15 protein-coding genes and 1 pseudogene are annotated in these 15,683 nt (G+C 69.3%); 2 read left to right on the top strand and 14 right to left on the bottom strand.

Features of this window, described 5'->3' with window-relative positions; translation table 11 throughout:
* Nucleotides 1–80: 80 nt before the first annotated feature.
* From JYA75_RS09150 to JYA75_RS09100, 11 genes are all read right to left on the bottom strand, one after another.
* Nucleotides 81–1,520 carry an ATP-binding cassette domain-containing protein gene (locus tag JYA75_RS09150; protein WP_029545951.1) on the bottom strand — a complete coding sequence of 480 codons (1,440 nt, stop codon included), beginning with the start codon at nucleotides 1,518–1,520 and terminating at the stop codon, nucleotides 81–83.
* On the bottom strand, nucleotides 1,517–2,353 hold the full coding sequence (locus JYA75_RS09145; RefSeq protein WP_203329904.1) for an ABC transporter permease subunit: 837 nt from the start codon (nucleotides 2,351–2,353) through the stop codon (nucleotides 1,517–1,519). The genes JYA75_RS09150 and JYA75_RS09145 overlap by 4 nt, the downstream gene beginning before the upstream one ends.
* Nucleotides 2,350–3,297 (bottom strand): ABC transporter permease, encoded by a 948-nt coding sequence (locus JYA75_RS09140; protein WP_043798608.1) that lies wholly within the window; start codon nucleotides 3,295–3,297, stop codon nucleotides 2,350–2,352. Before JYA75_RS09140 ends, JYA75_RS09145 begins: the two co-directional genes overlap by 4 nt.
* Nucleotides 3,297–4,865, bottom strand: coding sequence for an ABC transporter substrate-binding protein (locus JYA75_RS09135; protein ID WP_006944259.1), 1,569 nt, complete (start codon nucleotides 4,863–4,865; stop codon nucleotides 3,297–3,299). The genes JYA75_RS09140 and JYA75_RS09135 overlap by 1 nt, the downstream gene beginning before the upstream one ends.
* A gap of 56 nt (nucleotides 4,866–4,921) precedes the next feature.
* Entirely contained in the window at nucleotides 4,922–5,746 is an 825-nt protein-coding gene (locus JYA75_RS09130) for a class I SAM-dependent methyltransferase (RefSeq protein WP_006944257.1), read from the bottom strand.
* Nucleotides 5,743–6,999, bottom strand: a complete 1,257-nt coding sequence (locus tag JYA75_RS09125) for an MFS transporter (protein ID WP_006944254.1) — start codon at nucleotides 6,997–6,999, stop codon at nucleotides 5,743–5,745. The genes JYA75_RS09130 and JYA75_RS09125 overlap by 4 nt, the downstream gene beginning before the upstream one ends.
* Entirely contained in the window at nucleotides 6,996–8,024 is a 1,029-nt protein-coding gene (locus JYA75_RS09120; RefSeq protein WP_065923388.1) for an enolase C-terminal domain-like protein, read from the bottom strand. The genes JYA75_RS09125 and JYA75_RS09120 overlap by 4 nt, the downstream gene beginning before the upstream one ends.
* Nucleotides 8,021–9,094, bottom strand: a complete 1,074-nt coding sequence (locus JYA75_RS09115) for a pyridoxal-phosphate dependent enzyme (protein ID WP_029545965.1) — start codon at nucleotides 9,092–9,094, stop codon at nucleotides 8,021–8,023. The genes JYA75_RS09120 and JYA75_RS09115 overlap by 4 nt, the downstream gene beginning before the upstream one ends.
* Nucleotides 9,091–9,939, bottom strand: coding sequence for a hypothetical protein (locus JYA75_RS09110; protein WP_203329903.1), 849 nt, complete (start codon nucleotides 9,937–9,939; stop codon nucleotides 9,091–9,093). The genes JYA75_RS09115 and JYA75_RS09110 overlap by 4 nt, the downstream gene beginning before the upstream one ends.
* Entirely contained in the window at nucleotides 9,936–11,225 is a 1,290-nt protein-coding gene (locus JYA75_RS09105; protein WP_006944236.1) for an ATP-grasp domain-containing protein, read from the bottom strand. Before JYA75_RS09105 ends, JYA75_RS09110 begins: the two co-directional genes overlap by 4 nt.
* A 254-nt stretch (nucleotides 11,226–11,479) precedes the next feature.
* Complete coding sequence (locus JYA75_RS09100; RefSeq protein WP_152103879.1) at nucleotides 11,480–12,151, bottom strand: TetR/AcrR family transcriptional regulator; 672 nt, start codon at nucleotides 12,149–12,151, stop codon at nucleotides 11,480–11,482.
* Nucleotides 12,152–12,208: 57 nt separating this feature from the next.
* Between JYA75_RS09100 and JYA75_RS09095 the strand changes: the two genes are divergently transcribed.
* Nucleotides 12,209–12,712: an FBP domain-containing protein gene (locus JYA75_RS09095; RefSeq protein WP_203329902.1), complete on the top strand. Its 504-nt coding sequence runs from the start codon at nucleotides 12,209–12,211 to the stop codon at nucleotides 12,710–12,712.
* Between the two features lie 42 nt (nucleotides 12,713–12,754).
* On the opposite strand, the pseudogene JYA75_RS09090 reads toward JYA75_RS09095, so the two are convergent.
* Nucleotides 12,755–12,937 (bottom strand): annotated as a pseudogene (locus JYA75_RS09090) (LLM class flavin-dependent oxidoreductase); the annotation flags it as partial.
* Nucleotides 12,938–13,108: 171 nt separating this feature from the next.
* Between JYA75_RS09090 and JYA75_RS09085 the strand changes: the two are divergent.
* Entirely contained in the window at nucleotides 13,109–14,236 is a 1,128-nt protein-coding gene (locus JYA75_RS09085; RefSeq protein WP_203330165.1) for a GAF domain-containing protein, read from the top strand.
* Nucleotides 14,237–14,320: 84 nt separating this feature from the next.
* Here the strand turns inward: JYA75_RS09085 and JYA75_RS09080 are convergent, their stop codons facing one another.
* Both JYA75_RS09080 and lipA read right to left on the bottom strand, forming a co-directional pair.
* The gene (locus JYA75_RS09080; protein WP_006944226.1) at nucleotides 14,321–14,602 is read right to left on the bottom strand and encodes a DUF3263 domain-containing protein; all 282 of its coding nucleotides are present in this window, start codon (nucleotides 14,600–14,602) and stop codon (nucleotides 14,321–14,323) included.
* 4 nt (nucleotides 14,603–14,606) lie between these two features.
* Nucleotides 14,607–15,611, bottom strand: coding sequence for a lipoyl synthase (lipA, locus tag JYA75_RS09075; protein ID WP_044476367.1), 1,005 nt, complete (start codon nucleotides 15,609–15,611; stop codon nucleotides 14,607–14,609).
* Nucleotides 15,612–15,683: the final 72 nt, after the last annotated feature.

Below are 15,683 nucleotides of genomic sequence, written 5' to 3'. Positions count from 1 at the left end.
CGAACGCGAGTGATTTGTCCGGTTCGGGCTCGGTGCGGATACAATCGGGTTTCCTCGGCGACGGACGCGGCGATGCGCGCTCACGGCGGTTCCCCGTTCGTGGCCGGGAGCGTCATGTCGACGATCCGGTCGGCGACCGCGTCCACCACGGCGCCGTCGTGGCTGATCATCAGCAGGGATATGCGTTGTGTTCGTACGAGATCGGACAAGATGTCGAGCACCCGCTGTCGGGATGCGGGGTCGAGTCCCGTGGTGACTTCGTCGCAGATGAGCAGCGACGGCTCGACCGCCAGGACACGGGCGAGGGCGGCGCGCTGGGCCTCGCCGCCGGAAAGTGCGGAGGGATGCTGTCGGGTGATCCGTTCGGCCAGACCCACTTGGTCGAGCGCGCGGCGGGCCGCCGCGGCCGCTTCCGGGCCGGTGGCACCGCGCAGGCGTGTCGGACCGCGCAGGATCTGATCCCACACGCTGCGGTATGGGTCGAAGGCCGCCTTGGCGTCCTGGAAGACGTACCCGATCGCCGCCGCTTGGTGCCGGGTCCGTCGCCGTACCGATGCGGCCAACGGGTGGCCGTCGAGAAGAACCCGCCCGGCCGTGGGTGGGTGCAAGCCCGCGACGACCCGAGCCGCGGTGGTCTTACCGCAACCCGAGGGGCCGTGAAGTGCCAGACATTCGCCCGGCTGCAACGAGAGCGAGTAACGCTGCAGAACTTCGGTGTTGCGGTACCCCGCCGAGACGGCGTCCAGGATCAACCGGGCGTCGGCCCGGGTCGGGCGGCAATCAGCGCTGTCGGCGCGTGTCTGCGGGATCCGCGGGGCGGCGACCGGCAGGATCGCGGCGTCACCGGTCTCGAGCACCCGGCCGCCGCCCATGACGATCACACGCTGGGCGACCGCGCGGACCGCGTCCAGGTCGTGGGTGACGAGCACGATCGTCAGGCCCTGCCGGGCAAGTCGGGTGATCTCGTCGAGGACCGCCGTGCGACGAGCCGGGTCCTGCCCGGTAGTGGGTTCGTCGAGGATCAGGCATGTCGGGTCGGTCAGCAGAGCCTGGGCGATGACCAGTCGTTGTTGCTGTCCGCCCGACAGTTGATGCGGGTAACGGCGCAGCATGCCCGGATCATCGGCGAATCCTGCACGTTCGAGTGCGTCGGCCACGGTCACCGGATGCCCGTGCCGTCGGCCGGCACGAGCGATGTCGTCGAGCACGGTACCGATCCGCAGGGCCGGGTTCAGCGCCGAGGAGGGGTGCTGGGGCACATACCCGAACCGTGCCCCGCCCGTGTCCAGGGCGGTCGTGGTCACTTCGACCCCCGGGCGGCGCTCGCCCATCAAGGCCAGCGCGGTAGTGGTCTTGCCGCTCCCGGAGGCCCCGACGAGCGCGGTGACCACCCCGGCGGGAATGTCCAGGTCGACGCCTTCGACCAGGAGCCGATCCCGTGTCCGTGCGGTCAGACCGCGCACTCGGATGGTGCCGCTGGGCACAGCGGCGGCCGGGGCCGCCGGGATTACCTCGGTCATCGCCACTTCCTCGTCGACACCTCGCGTGTTACCGCGCGAGCGCCGGAGTCGAACAGCAGATTCACACCCATCGCCAAGGCGATGATCAGGGCCGCGGGCAGGACGACACCCCACGGGACCAGGGCGAGGCCCGCGCGGTTGCGGTCGATCATCACGGCCCAGTCGGTGCCGGCGGAGTCCGCGCTCACCCCCAGGAAGCTGGCCGAGGCAACCAGGTAGATCGCCCCGACGAACCGCAGTCCTGCGTCTGCCGCGAGGACCGGGAGCAGCGATCGTCCCAGATAGCCGAGGTGCCGGCGCCACCAGGTTTCGTGTTGCAGCAGCAGCGCCTCCATGGCCGGGGTGTGCGCGGCGTGCAGCGCCGATGCCCGCACCAGACGCGCCGCATCCGGGAACAGCAGCACCGCCACGGTGACTGTCAGAACGACCAGGTCGGCGTCGGTGAGCGCAACGGCCAGCAGCAGCACCATGATCGACGGCAGCGACAGCAGCAGGTCCAGGGGGCGCATCAGCATCTCGTCGACGATCCGTACCCGAGCGGTCGCGGCAGCTGCCCCCCACGGCACGGCGAGCAGGTAGGTCAGGGCCACGGATGCCGCGGCCACCAGCACCAGCGAGCGCCCCCCGAGCAGGACCTGCGTGAGCAGGTCGCGCCCCTCGGAGTCGGTTCCCACGAGCCACTGGTCCCCGTAGGTGAACGCCGGGCCACGGGCACCGGGTTCGGTGAACAGGGGCCCCAGCAGCGCGACCGCGAGCGGGACCGCGGTCAGGGCAGCCCCGACGCGCACCCGGGACCGCCCACCCGCACGCTCGAGAAGCGTGGAGCCGGTCACGATGCCAGTCCGGCCGTGGGGTTGAGCTGGAACGCCGCGATGTCCGCGACCGTGTTCACCGCCACCGTGATCACCGCGAACACCGTCACCAATCCCATCAACAGCGGAATGTCGCGGCTGCTGACCGCGCTGACCAGCAACTGCCCGAGACCGCCGAGCGCGAACACCGCCTCGACGACCACGACCCCGCCGAGCAGCCAATCGGCGACCCGCGCGAGATGCTGTGCCGCCGGGGTGAGCGAGCCCGGCAGGGCATGCCGCCAGATCACCCGGCGCACGGGCACACCGAGGCGACGGGTGTGCCGGATGTATTCGGTGTCGAGGGTGGTAATCAGCGACGAGCGCACCAACCGCGACAGCGAGCACACCGGGCGGATCACCAGCACCAGTACGGGCAGCACCCACAGCTCCGGTTGCATCAGCAACGGACCGCCGGCGCCGACCGCGGTGGGCGCGAACCATCCCAGCCCGACCGCGAACACTGCCACCAGCACGATCGCCAACGCGAATTCCGGTGCCGCGTAGAACGCTACGGTCAGGGCGGTGACGGCCCGGTCGATCCGGTGGCCGCGGCGCACCGCGGCGACCACTCCGAGGAGCAGTGCCAGCGGGACGAGCACCACGAACGCCAGAGCGGCGAGGGTCAGCGTCGGCGCCAGCGCCGAGCCCAGCATCGCGGTGACCGGGCGACCGGATACCACGGAGGTGCCCAGGTCGCCGCCGAGCAGACCGGTCAGCCAGTCCCCGAACTGCACGGACAGCGGCCGGTCCAGCCCGAGGAGCTCGCGTAGCTGCGCAATCCGCCTCGGATCTGCGTCATCGCCCGCGATCACCACCGCAGCGTCCCCCGGCAGCGCGGAGGCGATCGAGAAGACGACGACGAGTACGCCCAGCACCTGGGCCAGTCCCACCGTGAGGCGGGTACCGGCGTAGCGGGCGAGCATCACGAAAGCCAGGCCCTGTCGAAGCGGGCGTACCCGAGGGTGTTGCTGGGCGCGTTCTCGGCCATCCCCGCCAGGTGCGGCGCCATCCCGTGCAGGCCGTCGGAGAAGCCCCACACCAGCAGACCTCCCTCGCTGTGGAGCTGCGACTGCATCTGCTGATATGCGCGGGCCCGGATGTTCTCGTCGGTGGTTTCGCTGGCGGTGGCGAACAATGCGTCGAACTCGGGGCGGCGCCACTGGGTGTAGTTCTTCGCCGAGGTCGACAGCATCCGCTGCGCGAAGTGGGTTTCGATGGGCATGGCCCCGGAACGGAAACTCGACAACACACCCTCGTCGAGGGTGTGTGTCCAATAGGTCGATCCCTCCGTCACCTTGACGTCGATGCGCAGTCCGGCGCGACCGGCCTGTTCGGCGAGGATGTTCGCGGCCTCGACGAATCCATTGGTGGCGCCGGTGGTCTGCAGTTCGATGGTGGTGTTCCGGGCGCCGGCCTTGCGGATCAGGGCCTCGGCCTCGTCCAGGTCCATGGTGCGCTGCGGCAGGTCGGCGGCGTAGTACTTGAAGTCCTTGCCGAACAGGTCGTTGCCGACCACACCGGTGCTCCCCAGCACGGTGGTGACCAGCTCGTCGCGATCGACGAGGGCGAACATCGCCCGCCGCAGATCCACGTTGTCGAAGGGTGGCCGGTCCACCTTCATCGCGAACGCCGACATCGCGCTGCGCGGGGACCGCAGGATCTGCATCCGGGCATCGGTTTCGTAGGTGCGCGCCGAGGTGACACCGAGGTCGTCGGCGTAGTCGACCTGCCCCCCGAGCAGGGCGTTGATCCGTGCGGTCTCGTCCGGAGCGGTGAGGATCTCGAGTTCGTCCACGTGAGGGGCGCCGTCCCAGTAGTCGGGGAATCGCGCGGTGACGAGCGAGCGACCCGGTTCGAACGAGACGAACGTGAACGGCCCGGAGCCGATCGGACGGCTGAAGTCGGTGGTGCCCTCCGGGATGATGTAGGCGCCGAACGCGGCCAGCACGTTCGCCAGTTCCCCGCACGGGCGGGCGCAGACGAATTCGATCATGTGGTCGTCGAGAGCTCGGGAGCGCGCGATGTCGATCACCTCGAGAGAGGCCCGCGGGCGCAGTGCGTTCGTCGGGTCCAGGATCCGCTGGTAGGAGTACAGCACGTCGGCGGCGCGCACCGGCCGGCCGTCGTGGAAGACCGCCGGGCGCAGCTCCACCGTCCAGGTGGTCGCGTCGGCGTTCGGATGCCAGGCGGTGGCGAGCCGCGGTACCGGACCGAGGTCGTCGCCGTATTCGACGAGCTTGTCGTAGAGCGCGTTCGCGCGGGCGACGTCGGCGTACAGGTTGGTCTTGTGCGGGTCCAACACCTCCTGTGCGCCGCCGCCGGCGAACACCGCTCGCAGTCGGCCGCCGTCCCGGGGCGCGGCGGTGGCCGCGGGGGCGGTCTCGCCGCTCGTGCTGCATGCGCCGAGCAGTACGGCGCCGGCGGCGGCGCCGAGTCCGAGGAACGAGCGCCGGCTCAGGTGCGGAAGCGGTGGCAGGGGAATCGGATTCATCGGGGTATCTCCTCGGGCAGTGGATCGAGCGGGTCGGGGTGGAGCGTGGGGGTGAATCAGACGGCCTCGGCGATCACGTGCAGCCGGTCGCCGCAGAGAGCAGTGCCGCCGAGATCGGTTCCTCGTCCCGGCCAGCCGGTCTCGGTGCGGGGTCCGGGCGTGTCGAACAGTGCCCGAACCACGAATCCGGCGCGCTGCAGGTGGCCGGTCAGCTCCAGCGGAAACAGCAGCCGCCACGCCGAGGTTTGGACGAGGGGCTCGGTGCACTCGGGGATCTGCCACTGCCGGCGGCGGCGTAGCAGCTGTGCGGCGTGGTCGATCCACAGGGTGGTCTCCGCCCGCCAGGTGTGACCGTGCCAGGAGAAGGCCGAGTGGGTGGGGCCGTCGAGGAGTTCGGGGTTGCCGAGGAAGAAGGCGCCGTTGCGCATTTCGGCGATCAGCAACCCACCGGGACGTAGGTGCCTGCGGCAGCAGCGCAGGCACGATTCCAGCTCGGCGTCGGTGTGGCAGTACAGCAGGGCACTGTCGAGGCAGACGATGGCGTCGACGCTCGCGTCGACCTCGAAGGTGCGCAGGTCGCCGACCGCGGCTCTCACGCCGGGATACTGTTGTTGCGCGTATCGCACCATCGCCGGGGATTGGTCGATGCCCAGGCAACGGTATCCCCGCCGGGCCAGGTATCCCAGGTCGCGGCCGGTGCCGCAGCCCAGGTCCAGCACCGTCGCCGGGTGTGTCCGCGGCGCCGCGTCGTCGGAGGTCAGGTAGGTCGCGAGAATGTCGTCGACGAACCGGGCGGCACTGTGGTCGGGGTCGGGGAATCGTGCCTCGTACAGAGCGGGGTTGTCCGTCAACAGGTTCCGAGCCCCTGCAGCCGTGGTCATGTCCGCGCTCCGGCCTGGTCGGCGAGCAGGCCGCGGCGGTGCAACAGCCAGATCCCGGTGGCCGAACCCCACGCAAGGGCGACGCACACCAGCGCACCGGGCCACCCGTTGCCCAGGTCGAGGCCGTACCCGATCAACGCATTGCCGCCGGCGGCGGCCACCCCGGAGACCAGGTAGAACATCCCGAACAGAGTTCCGGAGATGTTCGACGCCCCGTATGCCGGGATCAGTTCCATCACGAACGGCTGCGCGATCAGGATGCCCGCTTCGAGGATCAGGGCGGAAAGCAACAACGGCGCCAGCGTCAGCCCGATCCGTCCCGCGCCGTGGGAGGGTTCGCCCCACAGGACCGGCAGTGCCACCACGAACGCGGCGCCCATCAACATCAGCCCCGCCGTGATGGCCGTGCCCCGGCTGGTGTGGCGATCGAACCATCGGGTCAGCCGCACCTGGGCGAGCAGACCGAAGACGGTGGTGGACAGGAACAGCACCGCCACTGCCCCACTCCAGTCGGTGATCCGCCCGGCCAGCACCGGATACACCAGGTACATCTGCGTCTGCAGGGCGAACATCCCGAGCATGGTCACGGTGAACAGCACGAACCGGCGGTCGGCCAGCACCGCACCCCAGCCGCGGAGCACCGTCGTCTCGGCGCGGTCCACCGGGTGGGAGGGCAGAAACCGCAACTGCGCCAGGGTGAGGGCGGCGAAGACGGCCGCCGCGGCGACGGCGACGGTACGGAAGTCCACCGTCAGCAGCGCGCTGCCGATCAGCGGTCCGGACAGTGCCCCCGCCTGTGCGAAGACGTTGAAGACCGCGAACGCCTCCGCCCGGCGCCGGGGTTCGGCGACCGCGATGTAGGAGCGCACGGCCGGATTGAACAGAGCCCCAGCCAATCCCGACAGAACTGAGGCGAGAAGCAGCAGCGGCACGCTGGTGCCCACAGCGAACACTGCGAAGCCCACCGACCGCAGGGCACAGCCGGCGATGATGACCCGATGGGGTCCGAGCCGGTCGGCAGCGGTCCCCCCAATCAGGAACAAGCCCTGCTGGCTGAGGGTACGCACCCCGAGGACCAGGCCGGTGATCGTCAGGGACAGACCCAGGTTCCCGGTCAGATGCATGGACAGGTACGGCACCAGCATGTAGAAGCCGGTGTTGACGCCGTACTGGTTGAGCACCAGCAGTTGTACCGAGCGGGGGAAGCTGCGCAGCAGAGCGAATGTCCCTGCCGGGGAGTCGGTGCCGGTCATCGCGTTTCCTCGTTGTCGGGTCGGTACACGCCGAGTCCGGGCAGGCCGCTCGGGCGCAGCTTTCCGTCTTCACCCCCGAGGCCGGCCCACGGGTCTCGGGCGAGCAGCAGGTGCCCGTCCAGGTCGCACCATCGGGCCAGGGACGCCAGCTGCGCCGCGGGGGCGATACCCAGCGAGCTGCACACCAGGCAGCCGAGCATCACCTCCATTCCGCGCGCGCCGGCCGCCGCGGCCAGTGCGTGGGCGCGGTAGATGCCGCCGCACTTGGCGAGTTTGATGTTCACCACGTCCGCGAGGCCGGTCAGCTCGTCCAGGTCCGCCAGGCCGTGGACGGCCTCGTCCGCGACGAGCGGAAGATCGGTGCGGCTGCGCAGCTCCCGCATTCCGTCGCGGTCGTGCACCGGCAGCGGTTGTTCGAGCGCGACGATCGGCAGACCACCGCTGTCGGCGAGCACCGACAGGGCGGTGGCCGCGGTCCACGCTTCGTTCGGGTCGACGATCAGATCCACGCCTGGAGCGGCAGCGGCGATGGCGGCCAGCCGCCGTACCGATTCGGTCGGGTCGGCGTCGGTCTTGACCTTCAGCAGAGCGAACCCACGCCCGGACAACTCGGCGGCCTCGGCGGCCATGTCCTGGGGCGCACCGATTCCGAGGGTGCGGGAGATCGGGATCTCGGCGGGCAGCGGCAACCCGAGGTGCGCAGCGACCGTCTGCCTGTTCACACGTGCCCGGTAGTCGGCGACGGCGGACCACACGGCGCCGGCAACCGCCGGGTGCACCTGTGCCGGAATCGTTTCGGGGATCCCTCGGGCACCGCAGTACGCCGCGACTGCCCGCAGCTGGGTCTCGATGTGGTGCACGTCCAGGCCCGCGAACACGGAGGTGACGACCTCGCCGCGGCCGCACGATCCCGTTTCGGGATCGGTCACGGTGACCGTGACCGCCTGGCGGGACGACATCACCGCCCGGCTGATCCGGAACGGCCGGGCCAGGGCGAGGGTGCTCACCGACCAGGTCAGGCTCATCGCGCCGTCTCCATCCGGTCCCTCGCCGACGGGTGCGGGGCCCGCACGGATTCGCACCGCGTCCAGCACTCCGCCGGGTCACCGCACTCGGCGATCTCGTGCGGATGTGTTCGCGGCGGAGCGAGCAGGCCGTGCCGAGCGCACCAGTCGTCGTCGAAGATGGTGCGCAGGTAGCGGTCGGGGCCGTCCGGAAAGACGGTGACCACCGGGCCCGGCCAGCGGGTGGCCGCCCACCCGGCCACCGTGGCCACCGCACCCGTCGACCAGCCGCCGGTGTGGAACCCGTCCCGCGCCAGGCTGCGGCAGGCGTGCACGGCCTCGCGCGGGCCGACCCAGTGCACCTCGTCGAACATCTCGTATCGCACATTGCCCGGATGCACGCTGCTGCCCAGTCCCCTCATGACCCGGCAGGCGGCAGGCTGTCCGAAGATCGTCGACCCCACCGCATCGACCCCGATGATCCGCAGGTCCGGCCACACCTGCCGCAACCGCAGACCCACTCCGCTGCTGTGGCCGCCGGTGCCCACACTGCACACAAGCACCTCGGCCCGCTCGATACCCTGTGCGGCCAGGCCCGCGACGATCTCGTCGGCGAGCCCGTGGTAGCCCACGGCGTTGTCGGGATTGTCGTACTGGTTGGGCCAGTACGCATCCGGGTCGGCGGCAAGAATTTGGTGCAGGACGTCGAGCCTGGCCTGCTGCCACCCGCCCTCCGGGTGCGGACGGCCCACGATCTCCAAGGTGGCACCCAGCGCGCACAGCAGATTGCGCATGGCGGGTTCGAGCTCGCAGTCCACCACCAGGGTGACGGGGTGGCCGAGTGGCTGTGCCACGTATGCCAGCCCGACCCCCAAAGTGCCGCTGGTGGATTCGACGATCCGCGCGCCGTCACGCAGTTCCCCGCGTCGCCGGGCACCGGCCAGCATCGACAGGGCCGACCGCGCCTTGAGCCCACCGAAGCCGAGCGACTCGATCTTCGCGAAGTAGCCCGGATGCGGGTTCGGCACCGGGGTGAGGATGCGCACGAGTGGGCTGTTCCCCACCCGCGCCGGCGAATCGATCACGGTCATCGTGCACGCGACCCGTGGTACAGGTAGATCGGGCCGGCGTCCCCGGTCAGCCAGAAGAACGGGTACGGCTCGGCGGAGAGTGCGTCGATGCCGCGTCCGAGCAACTCCCGGGCGACCGCGGCGCCACTCTGGGCGAACATCGTGACCGGAAGCCGCCGGCCGGACCCTGCCACCCGCGCGAACAAGGTGTCGACGGTGCCGTTGCCCAGCATCATTCCGCTGGCCAGCACCGCATCACACTCGTCGAGATGCTCGGCGAAGTCGGTAACGATCGGCTCACCCCACTCGGTGGTGCCGCCCTTCAGATCACACGGCACGTACCGCAGCCCGCGCTCGCGCAAGCTGACGAGCAGCGAGTTGACCACTCCGATCACCAGCACCCGCCCGTCGGGTGGTGCGTCGACCAGCCCGGTCACGTGATGCGCCCGGGCCAGCGAGCGCTGCAGCGAATCCCCGGAATCCAGCTGCACCGTCACTGCGCGGGGCTCACCCGAGTGCGGGCGCTGGTGCGTCAGGTAAGCGTCGAGTGCGGCGATCTGCACGGCGATCTCGGCATGGTGCAGCAGATCGGCCACCGCCACCCCTGCGCACGCGTGCACGATCTCCGGATCCACCGAGCCCGGCTCGACCGCGCACGAGCCCGTCGCAGCCCCCACCCGCAGCGAGATCACCTGGTTGCGGTAGCCGCCACTGCGCCCGCCGTGCTGTACTCCCTGTGACGTGGTGAACGCAACCGACACCACCACGTCGCGCGCGGGACGCCGGGCAGGGTCGGTGCGGTAGCGCTCGAGAAGCGCAGCCAGGCGACCGTTCGTCACGGTACCGATCGCTGAGGTGGCGGTCATGACGCCGGCTCCTCGCCGTATGTGGCGGAGATCGACGACAACAGGCGCTCCGCCAGCGGGCGGGCCCCGGACCGCTCCGGCGAGATGACGACGACGCTGCCCAGGTAGCTGTTGTTGTCCATTCCCGGCGTGGTTCGGTGACCGGGCCCCTTGAACGCCGCCGAGACCACCGACGGATCGGCTGCGACGGTGTCCACTCCCTCGATTCCGGTGACAACACCCGCCCTCGTCGGCACCAGCATGCTCACGGCTGCGCTCGAGGGCCGTCCGCCGTCACGGTCCTCGTCCGGGACCGTCGGGACGATCGGCTCGCGTCCCAGTGCGAGCTCGACCGCCACCCGCGGCAGGTCGACTCCGCTCACATGCCGGATCAGCTCGGTGATCTGATTGCCGGCCGGCCGTGGATTGATCTCGATGATCCGCGGCCCGGCGGCGGTCAGGCGTAGTTCGGTGTGCACCACACCGTGATCGAGACCCACCGCATCGATCGCCTCCTCCGCGGCGGCCACCACTCTCGCGCGGTCCCCCTCAGCCAGGTCGGCCGGGAACATGTGCCCGGTCTCCACGAAACCCGACGCCCCACCCAAGCTCTTGTCGGTCACGCCGACCGTGTGGACCTTGCCGCGCGAAATCCAGCTCTCCACACTGAATTCCGGGCCGGTGAGGAACTCCTCGAGCAACACCGTCGAGTTCCGCCGCTGCCCGCGCGCATTGATCTCGAACCCCCGCAGCGCGTGCACCGCCGACTCGACATCCAGCCAACTGTCCGCGCGTCGCACGAACATTCCCGCACACAGATCGGTGGGTTTGACCACCAAGGGGAATCCCACCGACTCGGCCGCGGTACGGAGCCGGATCGTGTCGTCGACCGACGCGGTGGTGTGCCGCGGCCCCGGGACACCGACGCAATCCAACACCGCCCGGGTGCGCGCCTTGTCGCAGGCGGTCTCGATCGCCTCGGGTGTCGGACCGGGAAGTCCGAGTGCGGAGGCAATTCGCGCGGCGGTCGGCAGGTAGTAGTCGCAGCTGGTGAGGACGCCGTCGATCCTTGCCTCGGCATCGATCCGCCGCGCCGCCTCGAGTGCGGCAGCCGGATCGTTGGTCTCGGCAGTCGCTACCGCGCGACCGAGACGCAGCGGATGCGGGGAACCGTCCGGCAGGGTGTCCGGGTAGTGCTCCGGCCGTCGGGTCAGGAACGTGAACTCGACTCCCAGGTCGGCAATCGCTCTCGGCAGCAACGTTCCCATTGCGCCGACCCAGCTCTCCACCAGCAGTAGGTGTGCCACACGTGGCCTTCCGCTCGCATCTCCCGCAATACCCAGCGCCACAGAAGCTACTGATAATCGTTATCGTTAGCAAGACCGGTGTGTCGAAGATTGCAAGCCTGGTGAGAACAGTTGCCCAGGAAAGGTCCGGCAGCTCGTGCCGGTCAGCCGATCGAGCCGGGGCTCGATACCAGGCCGGCCGGCGACCCCGGCGACGCCGGGAAAGCCCGGAACAGCGGTGCGAACGAGATCGTGACGAACGACTGGCGGGCTGCTCACTCCGCCGGGTCATGGACCCCTTCCCCGCCCGAGGAAGTCGCACGGGAGATCTCGGTACGGACCGCCAGGACGGCGTCCCGATGCGCGGCATCGGTGGCGACGTTGCAGCCGAGCGCGAGATCCTCGAGGAGAAGACCTCGATGGGCCGCGAGGATGCGCGAGGCGACGGACCGGGCCGCGCCCGGTGACGCGCCCGCGGCCTCGATCGCCGCGGCCATGGGGTCGACCCATTCCGTCACCACCGGGACGAGGAATGTCTGCTGCAGCTCGGGATCCCGCGTCGCCGCGGCATAGATCTCGAAGAACATGGCGGTTCGCCGGCGCCCATCCGGCGTGTGCGCTTCCGCCCACGCCATCTCGAGCCCCTGCGAGATCACGGCGGTCACGTGGGCGGCGGTCGCCGACGGCGACGACTCGTCGGCCGAGAGATCGCGGATCCGCAGGAGCAGATCCCGCGACGCGGTCAGATGGGTCACCAGGGTGCGGTCGACGATCTCGACGATCAGGTTCTCACGACTGCCGAAGTGGTGGAGGAGATTTCGGGTCGACGTTTCGAGCCGATCGGCCAGCGGGCGGAGGGTGAGACCGAACAGCCCCTGCTCCTCGGCGTAGGCGCAGCAGCCCTCGAGGAGTGCGCGCCGACGCTCGACATCCTTGTGGCGACCCATGCCCGCGAGTTTATACTCCACTTGTTTCATGAATCAAACGTGGAAGGAATAGTGGTGATGCAGGCACCGTCCCGCGACGACGTCCTCGGATCGTTCGTCAACAGCTCGCGCAGCAAGATCAGGACGGTGACGTTCCCGCCCGACTTCGACACCGTGCGCTGGGCGGAACTCGACTTCTTCGGCTGGACGGACCCCCGAGCCCCGCTTCGCGCGTATCTGATTGCCCAGCACGCCGGGCAGGTGGTCGGAATCGAGTTGCGACAGGCCGAGACCGACAGCTCCCGGCCGCGCAGCACGATGTGCACCATCTGCCACGCCGTTCACCGCATCGGCGGAACGGCGCTGTTCACGGCACGCAAGGCCGGCGCCGGCGGCAAGGCCGGAAACAGCATCGGAACCTACATGTGCAGCAACTTCGCGTGCTCACTGTATGTGCGAGAGCTGCTGCCACTGCCCGGCAATCAGCCCGATCGAGCACTGCCCACCGAGACTCGGATCCGCCACCTCGAGACTCGACTCGGTGGCTTCATCGGGCGGGTGCTCGACGAGCAGGACCCATAACCCGCTGTCCACTACCCGAGCGGCGCCATCACCCGAGCGCCTTTACGCGAAGGACCACAGTCCCAGACTGTCGCGCAACGTGGTGCCCGGGTACGTGGCGCGAAACAGGCCGCGGCGCTGCAGTTCCGGGACGACGAGGTCGACGAAGTCGTCCAGCGAATCCGGATACGCCGGACACATCAGGTTGAATCCGTCGCAGGCGCCGGCAACGAACCACTCCTCGACGAGTGTGTGAGATCGTCGACGACTTCCGCGTTCGTGATGGCCGCAGACGGCAGGGGCCATGGTGCGGCTCACACTCCTGACGGTAGGCTGAACGGTGTGAGTAGGGCCAGTTCGGCGCGCCAACGGTTGCTCGCTTTCGGTTCCGGTGAAGACTTGTCGCGACGCGCCCGATTGTTGAGCGACGTCCACGACGCGGTGATGTCCGGTCGGACGCCGCCGGTGCCTCCGCGTGACGTTGTCGCCCGGTCGTGGTCGCGTCTTCGGGCAGACGGTGTCAGTCCCGCCCGGTGTGAGGACGTCGTACTCGCGGACGTCTCCGAACTCGAAGCTCGCCGTGCACGAAGTGCCCTGAGGTCGGTTCTGCCCGAGCTACGCGGCGCCTTGACCGAGGTGGCGAGCGACGCGAACTTCATCGTGGTCGTCGCCGACTCGGACGGGGTGGTGCTGTGGCGAGAGGGTGCACGCGACGTGCAGAGGGAAGCTGACGTCCTCGGATTCGTGGAAGGCGCCCGCTGGTCGGAGAAGTCGGTAGGCACCAATTCTGTCGGCACGTCGCTGGTCGAGGACGCTCCGGTACAGCTCTTCTCGGCCGAACACTATGCGCGGTCCCACTACGGCTGGTCGTGTACGGGGTCACCGGTCCACGATCCACGCTCCGGCGAGGTACTCGGCGTACTGGATCTCAGCGGGTCGGCGATGTCGGTGCATCCGGCCACCGTGGCCCTCGTGCAGACGGCTGTGCGGTTGGCTGAGTCGATGCTCTGGCGCGAGCATGCCGCCCACCTCGAAAGGCTCCGTACTGACGCGGCGCCGGTTCTCGCAAGGACGTGCGGGCCTGCTGTCGTCGTGGACGGTCACGGCTGGGTCGTGGCAGCCAGCGGCATCGGCGTTCCCGAACGACTGGCATCACCGGAGGCCGACCGACCGCTGCTCGTGCCCGGTCTCGGACTTTGCGTACCCGAACCGCTCGGTGACGCATGGTTGGTGCGCCGCCGCACGGAACGGACGGCCATCGAACTCGAACTCGACCTGGGGGCGGCCCCTCGGGCGACGGTGCGGGGGGAGATGGAACGGACGCGTGCCCTGTCACCGCGGCACGCGCAGATTCTGAGGGTATTGGCACGTACCCGATCGGCCGGTATCGATGCCGCGTCGTTGAGCGAGGCCCTGTTCGGCGACCGGGACCACATCGTTGCCGTCCGCGCCGAGGTCTCCCGGCTGCGCAAGAGCCTCGGCCCAGTGCTGACGCCCCAGCCGTACCGGTTCGCGGACGGTGTCGAAGTCCGTGTGATCAGGTGACATTCCGCCTGCGAACATCTCGCTCCGAACCCCGCCGCCTCCGTGTCGACGAATCCGGGGGCACGCGTGCCCTGCTCCCGGGGCTCACACCGCGGCGGACCGGGATCCTCTCCGAACCTGGTCGCTCCGATTCGGCGCGGCGCGCGGCGCAGGGGTGCGCGCAGCGACGAAGTTGCGCAGGTCCGCACGTAGCCGGGGGTGCAGTCGTAAGGCGACAGGGCTGTCGAGGATCTCACCCAACCGGATCAGATAATCGGCTGGGGTCATACCGAATTCGACCAGAAGGTCGCCGGGACTTCCGCCCCCGTACGGCAGCCCGCGACGGGCGAATTCGATGATGCGGTTGTCTTCGATAGCGGAACTCATGTGGTCAATCTCCTGACGGGTGCGCTTCGGCGAGATGGCTGAGGGGAGCCGCGAGTTCACGGCGGTGGTGAGCCATGGCGTCGGCGTAGAGGCGGCCGGCGCGGTACGAGGAACGCACGAGCGGCCCCGCCAGGACGCCGGCGAAACCGACCTCCTCGGCGGCCTTCGAGTACTCGACGAATTCTTCCGGCTCGACCCACCGCTCTACCGGGTGGTGCCGCGGCGAGGGACGCAGATACTGGGTGATGGTGAGGATGTCGCAGCCGGCATCGTGCAGGTCGATCATCGCCTGCTGCACTTCCTGTGGGGTCTCCCCCATACCGAGGATCAGGTTCGACTTGGTGATCAGGCCGAAGTCGCGGGCCGCGGCGAGCACACCGAGCGAGCGTTCGTAGCGAAACGCGGGGCGGATCTGCTTGAAGATCCGCGGCACGGTCTCGAGGTTGTGGGCGAGCACCTCGGGCCGGGAGTCGAACACCTCGGCCAGCAGGTCGGGCCTTCCGCTGAAGTCGGGGACGAGATTCTCGACGCCGGTCCCGGGGTTGAGGGCGTGGATCTGTCGGACGGTTTCGGCGTAGAGCCAGGCGCCGCCGTCGGGCAGGTCGTCGCGGGCAACCCCGGTGATGGTGGAGTACCGAAGTCCCATCGCGTGCACGGACTCGGCGACGCGGCGGGGCTCGTCCCGGTCGAGGTCGGTGGGTTTGCCGGTGTCGATCTGGCAGAAGTCGCAGCGGCGCGTGCACTGCCGACCGCCGATCAGGAACGTGGCTTCGCGGTCTTCCCAGCATTCGAAGATGTTGGGGCAGCCGGCTTCCGCACACACCGTGTGCAGTCCTTCGCGTTCGACCAGGCTCTCGAGTTCGGCGTACGCAGGACTCGTCTTGACGCGGGTCTTGATCCAGTTCGGCTTGCGTTCGATGGGGGTTTGCGCATTGCGGACCTCCAGTCGAAGCAATCTGCGGCCCGACGGAACCGGCCCCTCGGGTGATGTTCCAGGTATGGGATTCACGTTTTGTTCGATTCCTGGGCGTGAGTTCCCGCCGAACCACGGTCCCACCCGGGTCCGCGGTTCGGCGGGACT

This window comes from Rhodococcus sp. PSBB066 (genome assembly GCF_017068255.1).
Classification (GTDB): domain Bacteria; phylum Actinomycetota; class Actinomycetes; order Mycobacteriales; family Mycobacteriaceae; genus Rhodococcus; species Rhodococcus aetherivorans.
The sequence above is the reverse complement of the archived record's forward strand: the minus strand, read 5'-3'. Positions and strand labels throughout refer to the sequence as shown.

Excerpts from the sequence above, each read along its gene's own strand:
- JYA75_RS09150 (WP_029545951.1), bottom strand. The coding sequence starts at position 1,520 with ATGACCGAGGTAATCCCGGCGGCCCCGGCCGCCGCTGTGCCCAGCGGC.
- JYA75_RS09140 (WP_043798608.1), bottom strand. The coding sequence starts at position 3,297 with ATGCTCGCCCGCTACGCCGGTACCCGCCTCACGGTGGGACTGGCCCAG.
- JYA75_RS09135 (WP_006944259.1), bottom strand. The coding sequence starts at position 4,865 with ATGAATCCGATTCCCCTGCCACCGCTTCCGCACCTGAGCCGGCGCTCG.
- JYA75_RS09130 (WP_006944257.1), bottom strand. The coding sequence starts at position 5,746 with ATGACCACGGCTGCAGGGGCTCGGAACCTGTTGACGGACAACCCCGCT.
- JYA75_RS09125 (WP_006944254.1), bottom strand. The coding sequence starts at position 6,999 with ATGACCGGCACCGACTCCCCGGCAGGGACATTCGCTCTGCTGCGCAGC.
- JYA75_RS09120 (WP_065923388.1), bottom strand. The coding sequence starts at position 8,024 with ATGAGCCTGACCTGGTCGGTGAGCACCCTCGCCCTGGCCCGGCCGTTC.
- JYA75_RS09115 (WP_029545965.1), bottom strand. The coding sequence starts at position 9,094 with ATGACCGTGATCGATTCGCCGGCGCGGGTGGGGAACAGCCCACTCGTG.
- JYA75_RS09110 (WP_203329903.1), bottom strand. The coding sequence starts at position 9,939 with ATGACCGCCACCTCAGCGATCGGTACCGTGACGAACGGTCGCCTGGCT.
- JYA75_RS09100 (WP_152103879.1), bottom strand. The coding sequence starts at position 12,151 with ATGGGTCGCCACAAGGATGTCGAGCGTCGGCGCGCACTCCTCGAGGGC.
- JYA75_RS09095 (WP_203329902.1), top strand. The coding sequence starts at position 12,209 with ATGCAGGCACCGTCCCGCGACGACGTCCTCGGATCGTTCGTCAACAGC.
- JYA75_RS09080 (WP_006944226.1), bottom strand. The coding sequence starts at position 14,602 with ATGAGTTCCGCTATCGAAGACAACCGCATCATCGAATTCGCCCGTCGC.